Genomic DNA, 21,572 nt, shown 5'->3' with positions numbered 1-21,572 from the left:
GGAACGCGACGCAGCAAGACTATCCGTCACACCAATGTATTCACCAGCTATTTGAAGCGCAAGTGGAGCGCACGCCACAGGCGACAGCACTGGTCTATGAGGAGCAGACGCTCAGCTACGCTCAGTTGAATGCGCAAGCGAATCGCTTGGCACATCAGTTGATTGAGCTGGGTGTTGTGCCCGATGCACGAGTGGCGATCTGTGTGGAGCGCAGTCCCGCGATGGTGGTGGGGCTATTGGCGATTTTGAAAGCGGGCGGAGCGTACGTGCCGCTGGATCCGGCGTATCCAGGTGCGCGGCTCGCGCATATTCTCACGGATGCGGCACCGGACATTGTGCTGGCCGATGCGGCGGGCAGGGCGGCGCTGGGTGAGGCGGCCTTGGCTCATCGCACGGTGCTGGACCCAAACACGCTGCCGAAGCAGGCGGACACGAACCCCTCGTTGCCTGCGCTGACGTCCTGTCATCTTGCGTACGTGATCTATACATCCGGTTCCACTGGCATACCAAAAGGTGTTTTGGTCCAGCACAGTAGTGTAGTCAACCATGGAATAGTGGTGGCGCAGCGACTTGAACTGAGTTCGCGAGATCGCCTTTTGCAATTTTCTTCGTTATCTTTCGATGCATCAGTCGAAGAAATTTTTTGCACTTTATGCTATGGCGCAACGTTAGTTTTGAGAACGGATGCTTGGCTGGCAGACGCCAAGCAATTTTGGGATTTTTGCGAAGCAAACCGCGTAAGCTTGGTAGACCTACCCACTCAGTTCTGGGCACAATTAATTCAGGAAAAAGTTGCTGTTGCAAACAGCGTACGTGCGATTCTCATTGGCGGAGACACATTAAGCGTATCTGCACAAAGTGCATGGTTAGCAGGAGGCCATCAGGCGCGCTTATTGAATACTTATGGTCCGACTGAAACAACGATTATCGTTACGATATATGAAATAGTAGGTGATAGTGATCACTGGCGCTGCATCGGTCGTCCGATCGCAAACACGCAGATTTATCTATTGGATAGCTACGGTCAGCCGGTACCGTTGGGCGCGGTGGGTGAATTGTATATTGGGGGTGCGGGTGTGGCGCGTGGCTACCTGAACCGCCCGGAACTGACCGCCGAGCGCTTTGTGCACGATCCGTTCTCTCGAGATCCCAACGCGCGGATGTACAAGACGGGCGATTTGGCGCGTTATTTACCCGATGGCAATTTAGAGTTTCTGGGCCGCAATGACCATCAGGTGAAGATCCGGGGCTTTCGGATTGAATTGGGTGAGATCGAGGCGCGCCTGGTTCAGCAGCCGCAGGTGCATGAGGCGGTGGTGCTGGCCATGGGCGAGGGCCAAGATAAACGCTTGGTAGCGTATGTGGTGGCCGAGCCCGATGAGGCGTTAGCGGGCACCTTTCGTACGCATGTAGCGGCAACGCTGCCTGAGTACATGGTGCCCAGCGCGTTTGTGCGGCTCGATGCGTTGCCGCTTACGTCCAATGGCAAGCTGGATCGGCGTGCGTTGCCGGCACCGGACGCGCAGGCGTTTGCGCACCAAGCGTACGAGGCGCCGCAGGGCGAGTGCGAGACCACGCTGGCCGAGATTTGGTCCGAGCTGCTCGGCGTGGAGAAGATCAGCCGACACGACAGCTTCTTCGCTTTGGGCGGGCATTCATTGCTCGCGGTGCAGATGATCAGTCGGAGCCGCACCGCTTTGGGTATCTCCATTCCGATGCCTGTCCTGTTCGAAGCACCGACCCTTGCCGTGCTAGCGCAGCGTGTATCGGCACAAGAGAACGTGCAGGATGAGTCCTTTGCTGTGCTACTGCCGATTCAACCTCATGGCGCCCGACCTGCGCTTTTCTGTGTCCATCCTGTCACTGGGCTAAGTTGGCACTATCGAGGCCTGGTGAGTCATTTGGAGGCAGATCAACCGGTCTATGGTCTACAAGCTCGTGGACTCGATGGTGGCTCGCTGCCTGCCGTCACGATCGAAGCGATGGCGATAGACTATATTCAGCAAATCCGCCGTATTCAACCATGCGGGCCTTACTACCTGCTAGGTTGGTCATTTGGCGGAAAAGTGGTCCATAGCATGGCAACGCAGCTTGAACAACAGGGTGAGCGGGTTGCGTTGCTAGCGGTGCTCGATGCGACGCCAGATTATGTGCAATGGGATAATAAGCCAGAGATCAACGAAGACGATTTTTATCATCTGTTTGTACGCCACGCTGCAGGCAGTCTGTCGGAAGCCGGCCGCTATTTGTGGGAGAAAACCCGTGCAGTGCTGCAAAATAATATGCAGCTTGTTCAACGTTTTTCGCCACGTATTTACAGTGGCGATATGTTGTTTTTCAGGGCGACAATGGCACGAGATGCATTGACTCAACCCATTTCACCGGAGGTATGGCAGCCTTACGTAATGGGTAATATTGAGGTTTACGACATTGCCTGCCAACATTACGACATGGAGTTGCCCGCGCCTACTGCACAGATTGGTTGCATTCTAAGACATAAACTGAATGTGCTACAGGCGGCATGATTAACACTGCCGCTCTGGACCTGCCGGTCGAGTCAGTGCGTGAATTGGGCTGAGCATGGCTACTGCCAGTATGGGCCTGATTGGGTGGCGCAAGGGGACAGTTCCCTTGCGCTCCCACGGACAAGTTAGAAAATGAGTAGGCATATTGTCGGTAGGCGGTGGGCTTATTGGCCGCTCGATGGTACGCCAGATCAACCCATTCTAAATCGTAGCCTAAGGCGTGTCTCTACCTCCTGATCAGGCATCGATTGAGCCCGCCACCACTGCACGCAAGCTTCAGCTAGGCAGGATACCGAATCGATCAAATGAATGCCTCGGATTCCCGCAGGCACCACCATTGGCAGCTCGGTGCAACCTAGAATCACAGCGTCGGCGTGCAACGCACCGCATGCCGCCAGTGAGCGGGCCAGTTGAGCCGACGCGCCGGGAAGATCGCCTGCTTTGCTCAGGGAGATGGCGGCACTTGTTAGCTCGACGATCTCATCGTCAGGTTCGATGAGATGCACGCCGGCATCATTCAATGCGTGATCGTACAATCGATAACGGATCGTGGAGCGCGTGCCTAGCACGATTGCGCTCCCTGCCCCTGAGAGCGCAGTTTGCCGCGCGGTCGCGGAGATCATATCAATGAACGGAATCCGCAAAGCCGCTGCGAATTCATCGCGCCAGTAGTGAGCGGTGTTGCACGCAATGGCGACGGCGCCGCATCCCGCGCGCGCTAATTGCGCAAGACGCGCATGGATCATTGTCGGGACAATCGTGTCGCCGTTCTCGATTGCAGTGGAGCGGTCCGGAATTTCTGGACAGGAAAGCAGTAGAAAGGGGACATGGTCTTGATCGACCTGCGCACCCGCACGTTGAGCCAGTAGCCGCAAAAAGTATGCGGTCGCCTCGCTGCCCATACCTCCTAAAATGCCAAGGCGATCTTTTCCAAACGAAGCATCCGTCCTCATCTACCCATCCTTAAATGTCGACGCCGTGACGCTTGACGACAGTCTTTATCCTGACGCCCCCAAACCTCTTGCAAAAAAATGAGCGTTCGTGCTCGGCGTACCGGCATCTAACTTTAAAAAGCTATGGCGTTTAGCTCCGGTACCACCTCGCACGCGTACGGATCAGTGTTTAACTCACTGTGCTTAGTTTCTGCGCAATGATGGGGCCAATTTGGGCTAACGGTTCCGGTTGCATCATCGCGCCATGCTCGCAGTCGATGGAATGCATCTCAACATGGCCTTTTACGTAAGCCTGCCATGTTTCCGGCTCTGGCCGAAAGCCTGGTTTCTCCAATGCTGCTTTGATATGCAGCACATCCCCTTCGAACGAAGAGCGAGGAACATAACGCTCGATCATTTGAGGTGTTTTTTCAAAGAAATCCAAAATGCTATCAAATTGACGCTCATCTAATGCGGCATAGAGGCTACCTCCTTGGCGAAGAATCTCCCGACGCTCGTCGAAATCGAGGGGCGTTTTTTCTGAACTGGCTGAATCGTATCCGACCTCGGCAAGCAGATCGGCAATCATGTCCTGTCTGGCAATCCGTCGCATGGGCTTGTCTCCTGTCCTAACGTAGCTATCCAAAAGTGTCAGTAAGGCGACGTGCTCGCCTTTCTTTTGCAGAAGGCAAGCCATTTCAAAGGCAATCAGTCCCCCCAAGGACCAGCCTACCAGTTGATAAGGACCGCTAGGTTGAATACGGCGGATTTGCTCAACGTAATCCAAAGCCATTTCTTCAATCGTTTCCGGAGGCGGCCCTGAGGTCGAAAGACAGCGTGCCTGCAAACTGTAAAGGGGATACTGTCGATCGATATATCGCAAAAGTCCGGCATAGCACCAACCCAGTTCTCCCGCCGGATGGATACAGAACAACGGGGGGCGATCTCCGTGAGATCTGAGCGGCAATACGACTTGGAATAATGAGTCGAGGTCGGTCGGCTTGTCTGGCTGCTGGCTGAGACCTGCTACGGTGGGCGTTTCAAACAAGTTTCGAATGGACAGCTCCAAGCCGAGCGTGGTGCGGACACGGTTGATCAACCGTGCAGCCAGCAACGAATGGCCTCCTAGTTCAAAGAAGTTGTCATCGATACCGACGCGTGCGACGCCCAGCACCTCGGCAAATATTTCGCAAAGCACCTGCTCTTCAGGGGTGCGCGGCATGCGTGCTGTTGCCGTCACCGTCATTTCCGGCGCTGGCAGTGCTTTGCGATCGACCTTACCGTTTGGTGTCAGCGGCAAGGCATCAAGCACGACGAATACGGCCGGGATCATATAGTCCGGCAGCTTCTGACTCAGGTACTGTCTCAGTGTAGCGGGCGTAATCGTACAGTTTGCTGATGCTACTAAATAGGCGACCAAGCGTTTGTCTGCTGATCGCTCGTCCTCCCGTGCGATGACCGTCGCTTGTGCCACACTGGGGTGACTAGCCAGCGCCGCGCTAATTTCTCCCAACTCGACGCGAAAGCCGCGGATTTTGACTTGATGGTCGGTGCGGCCGAGATACTCGAGCTGGCCGTCTGCTCGCCACTTGGCCAAGTCCCCGGTTCGATATAGCCGCTCGCCTTGGCCAAAGGGGTTAGCGATAAAGCGCTCGGCGCTCAGCGCGGGTTGGTTGACATAGCCTTGTGTCAGACCCGCTCCCGCGATGTACAACTCGCCGGCTACACCACAGGGCACTGGCTGCAAATACCGATCAAGCAGATACACGCGCGCGTTGGACAAAGGCCGGCCGATCGGCACGATACCGCTTGCCTGACGCACGGCTGCAAACCACGTGGAGGTCATCGTGCATTCGGTCGGACCATACTGATTGACCACATGGATCTGCTCGCCCAGCGTCTGGTGCACTTGCGTGCATAAATCCGCCTCAAGTGCTTCGCCGCTTGTCAAGATCGTGTGCAGCGTCGGGGTCGTTTGCGGGCCGTCAGCCACTTGGCAGACGCTGCGCAGCAAGCTGGGCGTGATGCTGAGCAACTTCGTGACGCCGTGCGCGTTGATCGCGCGCACGTATTGATGTGGCTCTTTGGCTTGCGCTGTCGGGATCAGCACGGTCCGCGCGCCTGCCACGAGCGGGCCGAGTAGATCGCGCACCGACGCGTCAAAGGCGAGGCTAGCTACGTTGAGCACGACATCGGCCTCAGTGAGGCGGTAGTGGCGCACCAGGAAGTTCAAGTAATTGACCGCACCGCGGTGCTGGGACATCACACCTTTAGGCTTACCCGTTGAGCCTGACGTGTAGGTGATATAGGCCAGATTGTGCGGTCTCACGACACTGGTTGGCCGTGTTGAGGGCTGCGTGGCGATCTGGGCCCAGCTTGTCTCCAGCACCACGGTCTGAGCCTGGGTGGCGGGCAACAGTGGCTCAAGATGGGGCTGCAGCACCACTGCTGCGACTTGTGCATCCTCCAACATATAAGCGATGCGTTCAGCCGGATAACTTGGATCCAGGGGCAAGTAAGCACCCCCTGCTTTCAAGATACCCAATAAGCCCACGAGCATCTGTAGCGAGCGCTCGGCACAGAGGGCCACGACAGCCTCGGGTCCTACGCCGATGGCACGAAGACGATGCGCAAGCTGGTTGGCCCGGCAGTCCAACTCGGCGTAAGTCATCTGCTGCGTTTCGAACACCGCAGCGACTGCGTTCGGCGTGCGTTGCACCTGGGCTTCGAATAGCTGGTGCAGGGTGGGCGCAGAGGCGAAGTCAGCGGCCGTGTCATTCCACGCTGTGAGCAGTTGGTGGCGTTCTGTGGTGCTGAGCAGCGGCAGTTCGGACAGGCGCTGCGTCGGGTCGGCAACCACCGCCTCGAGCACGTTGACCCAGTGCTGCCCCAACCGCTGGATCGTCTCGGCGTCAAACAGGTCAGTTGCATATTGCAGCCAGCCTTCAATGCCGTCCGATGTCTCGCCAAAGTACAGTGTTAGGTCGAATTTCGTGCCGAATGTGTCGAAGTGAACCGGCTCGGCGATGAGCCTGGGCAAAGCCAAGTTGGATGCCGACAGATTCAGGCCATTGACCATGACTTGTACAATTGGCGCGCGTGACAGGTCTCGTGCGGGTTGCAAGACTTCCACCAGCTTTTCAAATGGCACGGCCTGGTACGCATAAGCTTCTAACGCTGTCTCCCGCATCTGGGCCAGCAATTCGCTGAAGCGAGGATTGCCCGACAAGTCGGCACGCAAAGGCAGGGTATTAATGAAGAAGCCTATCAATTGTTCGGCTTGGACCTGCGTGCGTCCTGCGATGGGTGAGCCCACGACGATGTCATCCTGTCCGCTCCAGCGACTGAGCACGACTTGGAACGCGGCGAGCAGGGTCATATATAGCGTGGCGCCTTCACGCTGCGCCAGCGCTTTAAGTTGCGTGGCGAGTGCGGCCGGCACGTTCACTGCAAGGCCGTGACCCTGGCCGCTTAACACGGCGGGTCGAGGCCGGTCGGTCGGCAGTTCCAGCGCGACAGGGATGCCCGCCAATTTTTGGCGCCAATAATTCAGCTCCCGCTCCAGCGCCTCGTCCTTAAGCCATGCACGCTGCCAAATCGCATAGTCGGCATATTGGATAGGCAACGGTGGTAGTGGGGAGCGCTGGCCCTGGATAAACGCGCTGTACAGTTCATTTAATTCCCGTGTGAGCACGCCAATTGACCAGCCATCAGAGATGATGTGGTGCAATATGATGCTCAGCACATGAACATGGGGGGCAAGCCGCAGTAGTTCGAATCGCGCCAGTGGGCCGGTAGCCAGATCAAACGGCTGTTGAGCAGTCGCTTGCAGATAAGGGACAAGCGCTTGCTCATCCAGATCGCGTGGTGCCAGTGTCACCGTCCATGGTGCATCGATCATTTGCACGCCAACGCCATTGCGCGCTTCAAACCGCGTGCGCAACGCTTCATGGCGCCGCACGATTTCGCTGAGTGCAGCGCTCAAGGCTTGTACGTCCAATGGCCCCGTCAAACGGGTCGCCATCGGTATTTGATACGCATTGCCTTGCCCTAGCTGATCCAGGAACCATAGACGCTCTTGTGCGAAAGACAAAGGCAGTGCATCGGGCCTCGGCTGAGCCGTCAGCGCGGGGATGGACACGTCGTGGTTTTGCTGCATCGCCGCGATGCGAGGGGCCAACTCCGCCACGCTTGCAGCCTCGAACAACGTGCGTATCGGGATCTCGACGCCTAACGTGGCGCGGATGCGGCTGATCAGGCGGGTCGCCAGCAGCGAATGCCCACCCAAATCGAAGAATCGGTCATCGATGCCCACGCGTGGCAGACCGAGCACTTCGGCGAACAGCTCGGCCAACGTTTGTTCTTGCGGCGAGCGTGCAGCTCGGTAGTGCTCAGAGGCAAAATCCGGCGCCGGTAGCGCTTTGCGGTCGAGTTTGCCGTTGGGCGTGAGCGGCAAGTTGTCTAGCAGCACCATGGCGGCTGGCACCATGTAGGCAGGCAACTCGGAGGCCGCGTAGCGACGAATGGCTGCAAGCTGATCGAGCTTAGCGGGGTTATTCGCATGGGCGCCAGGCGCCTGGTTAGCCAGCGCGGGGGAGGGTAAGTACAGGTCGGTGAGCGTGGCGTGAGCCGCTTCGCTGGCTTGAACGAGCAAGATATCCATGCACGCTTGCGCGTCGCTTGACCAAGTCGCGGCAACCCAATAGCCGCACGTCTGGCCCAACGCATGGAAGTCGTCGGGCGTTAGCCCCTCTGCCGGCGTGCCACTGGCTTTGAGTTGATGCTGGACGGTGGCAATATCGCAGCCGCGCTCGAGCGCGTGCATCGCCTCGATCTCTCGTTCCAGGCGTGCGTTGGGCACGCCTACGATACGCAAGCGTGCGGGACGTTGCGTGTTCAGGTGATCTTCCAACGTGTCGAGATCGGCGAGCTGCTGGCCCCAGTACAACTGCGGCGCTTGAGCGAGCGAAAGCGTTCGAATAGGCTCTGCCGCCTGTTTATGCAACACCACTTCGTAGCGGTAGCGGCTCAGTTCATTTTCATACGGGCCTCGCTTGAGTTGAATATCGACCGCGGCGATGGTGTCAATCGTATGCGGCAGCGAACTAAAGAACGCCGGTGCGAGTAACAGTTCTTTTTCCGCGAGTAATGCCTGCTCGATACGTCGGCGTACGGTGGAGACGTCGTCGACGGCAGGATTGGCTTGATGCAACTGCACGGCGCTGACAAAGCAATTCAGTAGGCTGAAGTTGCGCACGTCGCCGACAAAAAGCACACCACCGGGCGCAAGCAGTGCCATCGCTTGGTGCAGTACGTCTTGCAGATAATTGGCATTGGGAAAGTACTGCACCACCGAGTTGATCACGATGGTGTCGAAATAGCCTGACGGCAGTCCTTCGGTGACATGGGCCGCCTGCGTACGTAGTTCCACGCGCGAGGCTAATTCTGGATAGTGCGCCAGTTGCTCTCGGAGTGCCTCGATGGTGGGCATCGAAAAGTCCGTGCCCCAATAAGCTTCGCAATGCGGTGCCAGATGGGCGAGCAGCAGGCCGCTGCCCACACCGATTTCCAATAGCCGTCGAGGTTTGAGCGCTTGGATCCGTGCGACTGTGGCTGTTCGCCATGCCTGCATGTCGGGCAATGGGATCGGGCGCCCATCATAACTGCTGTCCCAGCCGACGAAATTCTCGCCAAAAGCACTGGATGAGTGGCTGCCGTAGTGGGTGTCGTAGATCGTTTGCCATTCACCGACTTGGCGCTCTTCAGTGGCGGCATTACGCTCGGCAGTCGTTTTGTCGAGCGTGACATAGCCAACCAGTTGCGCGTGGCCTGGGCGGTCTTCGCGGGCAATCACTGCGGCCTGGGCGACGGCTGGGTGGCGGCACAGTACGGCCTCGATTTCGCCAGGCTCGATCCGGAAGCCGCGCAACTTAACTTGATGATCGGCACGGCCGAGGAAATCCAGTGTACCGTCCGCTCGCCAGCGAGCCAGATCGCCGGTGCGGTACAAGCGCGCGCCTGCCGGGCCAAACGGTGCGGCAATGAAGCGTTCAGCCGTTAATGCGGCACGATTGAGATAACCGCGCGCGAGCCCGATGCCACCAATATAAAGTTCGCCCGATACGCCGACTGGCACCGGCTGTAGATGCTCGTCTAAGACGTACAACTGGGTGTTGTCAATCGGCCGGCCAATCGATGACGCGACTTCGGTGACAGCCTCATCAGGTGAAAAACGTCGCATCGCCACGCACACCGTTGCCTCGGTCGGCCCATACGCATTGGTCATGTGCCGTGCTTGCGACCATTGTTCGACAAGGTGCGGTGGGCAGGCCTCGCCAGCCACAATCAAGTGCGAGCAGGTGGACAAGCTGTCGGCGGGCAGGGCGGCCAACGCGCTGGGCGGCAAAGTGGCGTGGGTGATCGCTTGGTCCGAGGCGAGCTTGGCCAGCGCGTCTCCTGGCAACAACTGTTCCGATCGCCCCAGGACCAACGTGGCGCCTGACAGCAGCGACATGCACATTTCCCAGAAAGCAGCATCAAAGCTCAATGACGCGAACTGTAGGACACGGCTGTGCGGGCTCAGCGAGAAGCGCTCGATTTGGGTGGTCGTTAAATTATGGCTGCCAGCATGCGTGACCACAACGCCCTTCGGTTTCCCGGTTGAGCCGGACGTGTAGATGACATACGCGGGATGGCGGGGAACGAGTGGTCGGCGACGATGGGTGTCGCTCGGGTTGGACTCGGATCGTTGCGTCAGCGCGGCGCAGATAGCCGGATCATCCAAATGGAGAACCGCGGTGTACTCGTTGGGTAAGCGCTTAGCGCTCGACGCATCGGTGAGGACGCGTTTGGGCTGCGCGTCCGTTAGCATGAAAGCCAGTCGTTCACACGGATAGTCCGGGTCGAGCGGCAGATAGGCGGCGCCCGCTTTCAAGATACCCAGCAACGCGCTGATCATCTGCGGCGAGCGGGGTAGCGCGACGGCGACAATATCCTCTGGGCCAATGCCCTCGGCAATTAAATAATGCGCAAGGCGGTTGGCTTGGGCATTGAGTTCAGCGTAGCTGACGTGTCGATCCTCGAAGACCAGCGCGATGGCATCAGGCGCTTTGGCCACTTGCGTCTCGAATAGCGTGGGCAGCGTGGCTTCGCAGATTGGTTGCGCCGTATCGTTCCAACCGGTTAGCAGTTGTTGCCGTTCAGTCGTCTCCAAAAGATCGATTCGGCCGATCGGTTGCGCAGGCGCGTCGGCGATGGCCTCCAACAAGCGAGTGAAGCGGCGGGCCAATTTGTCCACCGTGTCGCGATCGAATAGGTCAGTCGCATATTCGATCAAGCCTTCCAGCCCGTGCGCGCTGCCATCTGGACTCGTTACTTCATCAAAGCTGAAAAATAAGTCAAATTTAGCGGTAAAAGTATCAATGGGTTCGGGGACCAAACGCAGGCCAGGCAGGTCAAATGGCTGCACAGCTGTGTTTTGTAATACCAATGAAACTTGAAAGAGGGGGTGATGCGCGGTCGAGCGGGTTGGGTTGAGCCGTTCAACCAGCTGTTCAAACGGTGCGTCCTGATGGGCATAAGCAGCCAGGCAAGTTTCGCGCACGCGCTTCAGCAGTGCATTGAAGCTCGGGTTACCTGACGTGTTGGTGCGCAGTACCAAGGTATTGACGAAAAAGCCGACGAGATCATCCAGCGCTTCATCGGTACGTCCAGCAATGGCGGTGCCGATTGGGATGTCGTTGCCTGCGCCCAGACGAGTCAGTAACGCCGCCAATGCAGCTTGCAATACCATGAACAAGCTGGCTTCGTGCGCCCGGGCAAGGGCTTGCAACTTGCTGTGCAGCGTGGCATCGATGCGCATGGCCACATAGTCGCCGTGGTAACTGGCCACAGGCGGTCGTGCCCGGTCAAACGGCAGCTCCAATCGTTCTGGTAGACCGGCCAATGTTCGCTCCCAGTACGCGAATTGACGGCCAATCATGCTGTCCGGATCATGCTCGTTACCAAATAACGCCTGTTGCCATAGCGTATAGTCGGCATATTGCACAGGCAACGGCGTCCAGTCCGGCGCCCGGCCTTGGAGCCGGGCCGCATAGGCGCGGCCCAAGTCGCGGGCGAGTGGCGCCATTGACCAGCCATCGCCAGCGATGTGGTGTAACAGTAGCAACAGCACATGCTCTTGCGCATCGAGCCGAAACAGCCAGGCGCGCAGCGGGATTTCGCGTGACAGGTCGAAAGGGTGAACGGCTGCTTGGGCCAGCCTTTGTGACAGCGTTTTTTCTGTCACCTGAACTGTCTCCAAGGTGAGCGAGGCGGCTTCGGCAGCGATGATCTGTTGTGTGGCGGCACCGTCGATCTCGTTGAAGACCGTGCGTAAGCTTTCATGCCGGGCTAGCAGGTCATTCAACGCGGCCTGCAAAGCATGTGTGTCCACCGTGCCAAACAGGCGTAACGGCAACGGCATGTTATAGGTGGCGCTGGGCCCCTCGAATTGGTGAGTAAACCATAAGCGGCGCTGCGCGAAGGACAACGGTAGTGCGGCGGGACGGGGCTGTGGACGCAGAGGCGGCCGGGCGAACGCGTTGGGCGTAAGGCGCTGCGCCAAGTCGGCGACCGTCGGGGCTTCAAACAACGTGCGAATGGCGATATCGATGTCCAATGCAGCGCGAATGCGGCTGATCAAGCGCATCGCCAGTAGCGAATGCCCGCCCAGATCAAAGAAGTTGTCGTCGATGCCGACGGTATCCAAGCCCAATACCTCAGCGAACAGGTCAGCCAGCAGCGTTTCTGCCGCGGTGCGTGGCGCCTGAGCGTTGTTTGAGCTAAAGTCGGGGGCCGGCAACGCCTGGCGATCGATTTTGCCGTTCGCCGTTAGCGGCAGCGCATCGAGTTCGACGAATGCGGCCGGCATCATATAGCTAGGCAGTATTTGGCCTAGATGGGATTTCAGTTCGACGGGCGTGACCGTGTGGCCGGCTGCCGTGACCCAATAGGCGACGAGCTGTTTATTCCCCGGACGGTCTTCGCGCAAGCTCAGCGTGGCTTGGGCAATACCCGGATACTTGGCCAGCACGGATTCGATCTCGCTAAGCTCAATACGGAAGCCTCTAAGCTTGATTTGATGATCAGCACGACCCAGGTATTCTAATTGACCATCCGCGCGCCAACGCACGAGGTCGCCCGTTCGGTAAAGTCGAGTTCCTTGTTCAAATGGATTGGCAATGAAGCGTTTTGCCGTCAGATCAGGCCGGCCCAAATAAGCCCGTGCCAATGCCGGTCCGCCAATATAAAGCTCGCCGGTGACGCCAATGGGGACCGGCTGTAATGCGTGATCGAGCACATAGACGCACGTATTGGCGATCGGTCTGCCCAGCGGCGGTGTCTCAGACGCGGCTAGCTGGGTCGCGGGCCAAGCCAGCGCATTAATGACACCTTCAGTCGGGCCATATAAGTTATAAAGCGTGGCGTTCGGGAAGGTTGTCTGGCATGCGTGCAACACGGCGCTTGATAGCGCTTCAGCGCCGCATAGGATGAGCCGCAGATGTCGACAGTCGGCCACACCTTCAGTGGCGCAAAGCTGTTCGAGCATCGCTGGCGCAATGTCGATCACGCTGATATGTTGCCGTGCCATCAAAGTGACAAGACGGCTTGCGTCCATCTGTATGGTCGGATCGGCCATCACTAGGGCGGCACCCGTCATCAACGGGATAAATATTTCTTCTATGGACGCGTCGAAGCTCAGCGAGATTTGCTGCAGACAGCGATCGCTCGATCGCAATGACAGTAGCTGTTGTCCCGCATGCAGACGGCTCGACACAGCGTGATGATCGACCATGACCCCTTTGGGCCGGCCAGTGGAGCCGGAGGTGTAGATCACGTAGGCCAAATGATGCGGGCTGGCGCCGCTTTGCGGCGCATGGTGTGGGTGGGCGGCAATGCGCTCCCAGTCGGTATCCATGCACACTCGCTGCGCCCGCATGTCGGGTAGTTGCGCTTCAAGATGCGATTGTGTGATGAGTACCGGCACGTTCGCATTGCCCAGCATATAGGCGATTCGTTCGGCAGGGTAATTCGGATCGAGTGGCAAATAGGCCCCGCCTGCCTTCAATATGCCCAACACGCCGACCAGCATGTCGATAGAGCGCTCAATGTATACGCCGACGACCACTTCGGGGCCAACACCGAGTGTACGTAGATAGTGCGCTAACTGGTTCGCGCGGGTGTTGAGTTCGCGATAGCTACACTGCTGTTGCTCGAAAACAATCGCCACGCCGTGCGGCGTTTTATCAGCCTGTACCTCAAATAACTGGTGCAGCATTTGAGCTTGCGCATCGCCGATAGCGCCATCGTGTGCCGGGGACAAGGGCGTCGCGTTCCACGTCTCGAGCAACAGTGTGCGCTCGTCAGCTGGCAGCACGTTCAGCTGCTGGACGGGCAGATGGGGTGTGTGCTCGAGTGCCGAGGCCAGGCTTTCCAACGCCTGTTGCATATAGCCACCTATCCGATCGGGATCGAGTGGCTGCACGGCCTGGGCAGTCAGCCTCAGCGCGTGGCCGCGATCTTCCACTGACAATCCGAGTGGATAGTTGTCACGCTCTTGGGTGCCCAGGAATTCGATGCCGGGCGTGGACTGAATCTCGCTGGGTAACACCCCTTCGTGCACATAGTTCAGCAGCGCGCTGAATAGTGGTGTACCGGCGGGCACGCTACTACAGCGTTGCGCGAGTCCCAGTGATGCATGTTCATGTTCAAGCAGTGTGGCCAGGCGGGCATGTGTGTGACGTACACCGTCTTGAACGCTGTCATCCACATCCACGCGAAGCGGCAGCGTATTGATGAACAATCCCATTGCGCTGTCAGCGCCGTCGCCGGCGTGCATGCGCCCGAACAACACGGTGCCGAATACCACTCGCTGCTGGCCCGTTGCCCGCGCGAGCACCTGCGCCCAAGCCAGATGACATAAGCTGGCCAGACTCACGCCCAGCTGCTTGGCTTGTGTGCGCAGCCGATCACTCAGGTCCTGTGGCAGCATCCGGTGCGATTCGGTCACATGCGTGCCGTCGCGATGCACGTCGGTTAACCCGAACGGCAACGTGGGCTCGTCTACATCGGCAAGCATGTCGGTAAAGAAGCGCTTGTGCTCACTTTCGCTGATGCCCAGGCGCGCTTGCGCCACGAGATTACGAAAGGGTCGCGCGGGCGGCAACGCGTCGCCTCGTCCTTCGAGAAAAGCCTGGACTTCGGTTTGCATGATCTCCTGCGTCGCATGATCACCGATGAGATGATGCAGCAACTCGAGCAACAGCCAGCGGCCATCGCCATCTTGAGCGATGATGAAATGCAGGAGTGGGGCTTGGGTTAAATCGATCCGATATTGGCTAGAATCGAGGCGTTGTAACAGTTGCTCGATGACTGGTCCATCGTCCGGATTTAACTCAAGTTCGGTAACGGCCAGCGATGCACGACGCCAAACCACTTGAGCGGGGACGGACAGTCCTTCCCAGACGAAAGCGGTGCGCAAAATATCGTGGCGATTGACGACCTGCTGGACCGCCTCCAGATAGCGATCCAGTACTTGCCGGTTGGCAAAAGCCATTTGGGTGGTCAACAGATACGGATCACTGTTAGCCGCAAGCAAATGGTGAAACAGCATGCCATCCTGCAATGGCGACAATGCATAAATATCCTGGATATTTGCCACGCCTCCTGGCACCTGTTCGACGATCCGGTCGATGTCAGCCTGAGTGAGATCGATGAGCGGCAGTAGCGCTGGTGTCAGCGTCGTGGTGTCGGGCGTGATGCGATTGGGTGGCACGCCCACTTCCCGGTGCTGACCCAGAGCGTGCGCCAATACACTTAGGGTGGAGGCTTCAAATAGTGCGCGTACGGAGAGCGTCAGGCCAACGCGGCGCAAGCGGTCGATCATCTGCACGGCAAGCAGCGAATTTCCGCCGAGTGCAAAGAAGCTGTCGTGCCGACCGATGTGCGATAGGCCTAATAATTCAGCCCAAATCGTTGCCAGCACCGTTTCAGCTTCGCCCTGCGGGGCTTCATACGCTTGACGAGCAAAGGCATCGGCGTGCGGCGCAGGCAACGCACGGCGGTCGAGCTTGCCGCTCTGGGTCAGCGGGAACGCATCCAGCCGTACGAACGCGGCGGGGACCATGTACTCGGGTAGGCAGGTCAGCAGATGCGCGCGCAGCGTGTTGGCAAGCTGTTCACCGGACTCGGCTATGACATAAGCAACGAGCCGCTTGTCACCGCCGTCGCCCAACGTTAGCACGGCAGCATCACGGACTTGCGGATGTTCGCGCAGACGCGTCTCGATTTCGCCTGGTTCAATTCGAAAGCCGCGGATCTTGATCTGGTGGTCATTGCGTCCGAGAAACACCAGATTGCCATCAGGTAAATAGCGAGCTAGGTCGCCGGTTTTGTACATGCGGGCGTTTTCGACATCGCAGAATGGATCCGTGACGAAACGCTCGGTGGTCAACTCAGGGCGATTCAGATAGCCACGTGCCACACCCGCCCCGCCAATATACAACTCGCCTACTGCACCCAGTGGCACCGGTTGACCGTGCGCATCCAGTAGATAAATTCGCGTGTTGGCTAGTGGCCGGCCAATCGGGACCCATTCGCCGTTGAAACCTTGCAAGCCACACCAAACGGTTGAGCAGATGGTCGTTTCGGTGGGACCGTAAGCGTTGAATACCACCGCGCCTTGACGAACCAAATTTCGAAGCAGTGTCGCACTGGGGGCTTCGCCGCCTAAAATCAGCGTCACAGGGGTGCTCAAATAAGGTAAATCGTCGCCTGCTTGCAGCAGTGCGGGCGGAATGTCCGCGTACGTGATCGCGTGCTTTTCTAAATAACGCCACAGTTCATTGCGATCATGGCGCGCTGTATCGGGCGGCAAATACAGGCTTGCCCCACTATTCAATGCGATGAACGTCTCAGACGTATTGACGTCGAAACCGAGCGAAGCAAACTGCAAGATCCGACTGAATGGGCCAATGCCAAAACAATCGATCTGAGCCTGAACAAGGTTGACGACACTCCGATGTTCGACCATCACGCCCTTGGGGGTGCCGGTCGAGCCGGACGTATAGATCACGTAAGCCAGATGACTGGAAAGGAGTTCACGCACATGCGGATTGGTCGCTGCGCGTTCTGGCAACACATTAGGATCGAGTATAGTCCGTGATGCGAGAGCCGCTTGACCTAGTGCGGCCTGACCTGCTGCATCGGCGATCACAAGTTTGGGTGCCGAATCGGCCAAAATATGCGTCAGGCGCTCAGACGGATACGCTGGATCGAGTGGCACATAGGCGCCCCCTGCTTTCAAAATCGCGAGCAGCCCCACGACCATCGCTGGTGAGCGTGCCACGCACAAGGCTACGCGCGTGTCCGGCTGAACCCTTAGTTCAATCAGCCGGTGCGCGAGGCGGTTGGCTCGCGCATTCAGCTTGGCGTAAGTGAGTGCCTGGTCTTCGTCAACTAACGCAATGGCATCCGGTGTACGCTTGACTTGCTCTTCAAAGACTTGATGAATACATTGATGTGCCGGATACGGTGTCGCTGTGGCGTTCCAGGTGTTAAGCAATGTTTCGCGTTCGGCCGGCGGCAACAGATTCAACTTGCAAACGGGCGTCTCGGCGTTGTTTGATGCTGCGTCGCATAATGCTTGTAAATGTTCGCTGATGCATTGAACGCGGCGTGCATCCATACGATGGGTATCATAGATCCAGCGAAAAGCGCCATCGCCTTTGACCTGGAGCGTCAGTAAGGCGCCACTGGCCTGCGTGTCGCAGGCAAGCTGTGATGGTGCTTCATCGGATAGCACGGACACTGCTACCTGCCAAGGACGGGCTGCATGCAGCGCGGGTAGGCTACGTAAAGCAGGATGTCGGACGACCAAATCGCGCACGAATGTATGGTGCTGTTCAAGCCGTGCGTATTCTGCTTCGATGGCGTGACAAACCGAAGCAAAAGGCTGATTGACATCCACCGCGATTTCCATTGGCACAACAGGCGATAGATCGGCAAGCGTCTCTGGTTTGTCGTTGGTTTCGCTGACGCGCCAACCAATCTGAAACTGCGCTTGCTCGGTCAAACGGGCTAGATAGATCGCCAGCACGCTCAGCAACACCGTCAGTGACCGCTTCGGCTCGCTTTTTCCCAGCAATGGCGGGCGCCATGCGCTGATCGCCCATTTGGGCTCAAGCGCACGCTCACCTTGTTCAAAGGGCAGTGGCAAAGGCTGCAGGCGAGCTAGTCGCTCCTGCCAGAACGATTCACTGGATGCGAGCGCCTTGCGAATGTCTGGCGCTCCCCCAGTGTTACCTTGATCGTCGAGCAGAGATGGATGATTCGCGTCGTTCTCGATAAGAGAGTCGAGTTTAGCCGTTTGATCGTTCATATCGATGCTCTACGTGCAAAGGGAAGAATATGGGGTAAACAGACAACCTGCCGCTTTCTTTGGCATTCGGTAGCCGATCGAAATAAAGCAAGTCATGCTGCCGAATTGGCAGCCATGCTGTTGGCAACGGAGAGGCTAGTTAGGCGCGTATCGGCGCCATCTGCCAGTGTGTCGGTGGCTGAATCGGACATCACGCGCCCGCCTTTGAGCACAATGAGACGGTCCGCCAAATGAAAAAAACGGTCATCGTGGCTAATGACGATCAACGTCTTGCCTTGCTGCTTGAGTTGTGGCAGCAATGTTAAATAAAAATGTTGGCGAAAACGAGGATCCTGATCTGCAGCCCATTCGTCAAAAAGGCACACTTCCCGATCTTCGGCATAACATTGCAACAATGCCAGCCTTTTTCGTTGCCCTGTTGAGAGACTGGTCTTTGAAAGCTTTCCCTGATCCACTGAGAGTTGTTCGTCTAATTCCAAATCGCGCAACAGCGCACGGATTTGCGCATCAGGCAACGCATCACCTTTCGCGTCAAGCACATCAGAGAACAGAAAGAAATCACCAAAAACGCTGGAAAAACGCTCCCTATATGCGCTCGATCCATAGGGAACGGGTTGTTCGTCCAAGCAAAGTCGCCCCGAGCTGGGCGGCAACAGGCCACACAGCAAGTGTATCAATGTGGATTTGCCGCTGCCGTTATCGCCCACAATAAATACCATTTCACCGCGGCGAATACTTAAATTAAATGGTCCAATGCCTTCACCTACCTTGCTTTCAGGATAGCGATAGCAAAGATCTTGTGCATGGATAGACTGCCATTTCGTATCGGTGTGCGACGTCGTATGCTCATCAGCCGTGACGTCCTGCGAGCGCAGATCCAGCCCGACGCGTTCAAGATGACGCAAGCTGCTCAAACCGGTGCTGACAGGCTGGCCAGAATGAATTAAAAAATTTAAGGGCCCTACGATAAACAGCGCACCGATGACAAAGCGCACAATCACATCGGACGGAAGCGCAAATGCGGCATAGCCCAGGTAGACCACCACAAACACGGTACCGTATGCCGAACCGGACGACCACGCCTCATTGAGGTTCCAGCGCAGATGAACCTGTCTCATCAACCTTTGCGCTTGCTCAATCGCGGGCAGCAATAGCACGTCATAAAAATGGTTGGCACGTGCTCGACTTAACAACATTTCCTTTTTGCCATCTGCAATCGCGTGAAAATGTTCAAACAATGCCTCTTCGCTGCGCCGCATTGCGTCAAGTGGTTTGCGAGTGGATTTGAGCAAGAATGCTGAGATTGCAAGCGGAATAGCCAGTCCTACCAGCAAGACAAGAAAGAGCTGAAACGACAGCGTGATTAAATAGATTGAACAGACTAGCACCAAGATAACGTTATAAGCGAGATGGGGTGCAAGTATGACCAGTGGACTAATACGGGTGATATCCTCGATCAAAACGCCAAATACGGTCGATTTATGGCCAACCAATTTGCAATAATCAACATCGATGAATTGTTTGGATAAATCTTTACGTAATTGGCCCACCAATCCGCTACTGAGCTTTGCCAGAATGATTTGTGAAACACCATTGACTAGACACAGCGCACCGAACCATCCCAGTGCCGTCACAAGGCAAACCCAATTGGGTTGTGGCAATCCTTGCGTTGCCAATCGATTGATATAGGCGAGCAGGCCGATCGTCAGCATTGCACCGGCAGACGAAAGGATCGCTGTGGCGAATAAGGGCCGGAAATACCGCTTCAGGTATTGAACCATCAACATCAATATCTTCCTTTTTCGCAGGCGGCGTTGCACTGTTACAAATTTTGCGCGATAGACCTCCGACTACGTCCGCCTTCGATGACCTACCCGTGATCACGGTTAGTGTGCTTGTCACATATAACAGGAATCCTGCGCCCCAAGGGGGGTCGTCCAGTTTTCGTAAATTTTATCGGCCACCTTTTCCGTGATGCTGCCTTGTCGTCCTTTTTTATATTTCATTATCAGCATATGGAGATGCGTGACGCCGTCATCGCGAGCAGTCTTTTTCATTTGGGAAACGACATCTTCGCCGTATCCAAAAATAGTGTTGAATCTGCCGACAAAATCATCATAGGGAATGGGCTGTTGGTCTAGAATAATCTCCACCGCTCGGCCTGGCAAATGATTCTCGAGAATTTCATATAGTTTGAATGGCTTATTCGCATCTCCCGGCGCCATCGTGACTATCTGGAGCATGCCATCGTTTGTTAAGTATTGATCGATATTGGATAGTATCTTTTCGGCAAAATCCATTCCATAAATGCCGGCTGCGGAATTGACGTAGTAATCGATTCCGGGTGGCGTAGGCTCGAACGGCGGGTTAGAGCAAATGAAATCGAATTGCTTATCCTTGACGGATTCGAAAATATTCGAAGTACTGCCATCCCGAATGTCGAAATTCTTATCGATATGGTTGAGGATGGCGTTGTATCCGGCCAATATTTTTGCTCTTGGATTGACATCCAATCCAACACAAGAGGTAGCGCCATTGAGTAGGCAAAAAATGCTCAATACGCCCGAGCCAATGCCGATGTCTAGGACGTTTGCATGTTCTATATCTTCTGGGGACGTGTAGTCCATAAAAAATAACTGTTCCGGCTGTATAGGAAGGACCTGATCAGCATGGGGATAGTGAAAGGCATCCGTCACGACCTTGATTGGATAGGGCGACGACAATAAATTATTTTTCTCGTCATTTTGACCATTCAAGCCATGATGCATTGAATTCCACTGGGCTATCGGCAAGCAGTCAGCTATTCGATGCTGACTTGTCGCCTGGTCATGGTTTTTCGTGATGAAAAAAATACATTTTTCTTCGTTTGTGTGGTGCATAGCGATGTTCCCGTATCATCCTGTTGTTGATCTGGCGATCAAACACTTGTTTATCTAACGACAAACCGATCGCCAATAAACAAAGCATCAATGGCCGTTCCTTGGAACGTCTTGATGGCATCCGATGGTGTGCAGACAATCGGTTCGCTATCGTTGAATGAGGTATTGAGCACCACGGGTACACCGGTCATTTCAAAGAAATGCTGGATTAGTGCATGAAATTTAGGGTTGCGCTCTCGACTGACCATCTGCACACGGGCGGAATGATCCTTATGCAGGACCGCTGGGATCGATGCTTGGCGATCTGGTTTGGCCGGGCAGGCGAACAGCATCGAGTGGTGGCTCATCGACGCTTGGCCGAGCTCGAACCAGTTGGCTGCTTCTTCAGCCAGTACGCTGGGTGCAAGAGGGCGAAATTCTTCGCGGTGCTTGACCTTCACATTGAGCATCTCACGCATCGACGCGCTGCGGGGATCGGCCAGCAGTGAACGGTTACCCAGCGCGCGTGGACCAAATTCCATGCGGTCTTGGAACCAGGCTACGATCTTGCCGTCAGCGATCAGCGTGGCCGCATCGCGCGCGGGATCGGCGCTGTGTTGGGGCGACAGACCGGCGTCACGGAATGCGGCATCGATAGCAGCATCGGAAAACGCCGGGCCCAGGTACGGGTTGTCATCCGCCTGGGATGGACGTTGGCCGGAAAGCGAATAATAAAGATGCAGCGCCGCGCCAACCGCTGTGCCTGCGTCATGGGGAGCGGTGGGGACATACATTTGAGAGAACAAGCCGCTTTCCTTGATGACGGAATTGCTGACGC

Annotated in this window: 6 protein-coding genes; 1 reads left to right on the top strand and 5 read right to left on the bottom strand. The window is 56.6% G+C overall.

Going from position 1 to position 21,572, the window contains the following annotated elements:
* Nucleotides 1-2,525: non-ribosomal peptide synthetase (locus KPG66_RS09005; protein WP_237070706.1), on the top strand; the 2,525-nt coding region annotated here is incomplete at its 5' end.
* 191 nt (nucleotides 2,526-2,716) lie between these two features.
* Here KPG66_RS09005 and KPG66_RS09000 read toward each other — a convergent pair.
* The 5 genes from KPG66_RS09000 to KPG66_RS08980 all read right to left on the bottom strand — a co-directional run.
* The gene (locus tag KPG66_RS09000) at nucleotides 2,717-3,478 is read right to left on the bottom strand and encodes an aspartate/glutamate racemase family protein (RefSeq protein WP_237070705.1); all 762 of its coding nucleotides are present in this window, start codon (nucleotides 3,476-3,478) and stop codon (nucleotides 2,717-2,719) included.
* Nucleotides 3,479-3,647: 169 nt separating this feature from the next.
* Nucleotides 3,648-17,876: a non-ribosomal peptide synthetase gene (locus KPG66_RS08995; protein ID WP_237070704.1), complete on the bottom strand. Its 14,229-nt coding sequence runs from the start codon at nucleotides 17,874-17,876 to the stop codon at nucleotides 3,648-3,650.
* Nucleotides 17,877-17,968: 92 nt separating this feature from the next.
* The gene (locus KPG66_RS08990; protein WP_041753700.1) at nucleotides 17,969-19,663 is read right to left on the bottom strand and encodes a cyclic peptide export ABC transporter; all 1,695 of its coding nucleotides are present in this window, start codon (nucleotides 19,661-19,663) and stop codon (nucleotides 17,969-17,971) included.
* A gap of 111 nt (nucleotides 19,664-19,774) precedes the next feature.
* Nucleotides 19,775-20,755 carry a methyltransferase gene (locus KPG66_RS08985; RefSeq protein WP_237070703.1) on the bottom strand — a complete coding sequence of 327 codons (981 nt, stop codon included), beginning with the start codon at nucleotides 20,753-20,755 and terminating at the stop codon, nucleotides 19,775-19,777.
* 50 nt (nucleotides 20,756-20,805) lie between these two features.
* A partial coding sequence (locus KPG66_RS08980; protein ID WP_237070702.1) for a nodulation protein NodU occupies nucleotides 20,806-21,572 on the bottom strand: 767 nt, incomplete at its 5' end.

Source organism: Mycetohabitans sp. B2 (assembly GCF_021733735.1).
GTDB classification, from domain to species: Bacteria; Pseudomonadota; Gammaproteobacteria; order Burkholderiales; family Burkholderiaceae; genus Mycetohabitans; species Mycetohabitans rhizoxinica.
The sequence above is the reverse complement of the archived record's forward strand: the minus strand, read 5'-3'. Positions and strand labels throughout refer to the sequence as shown.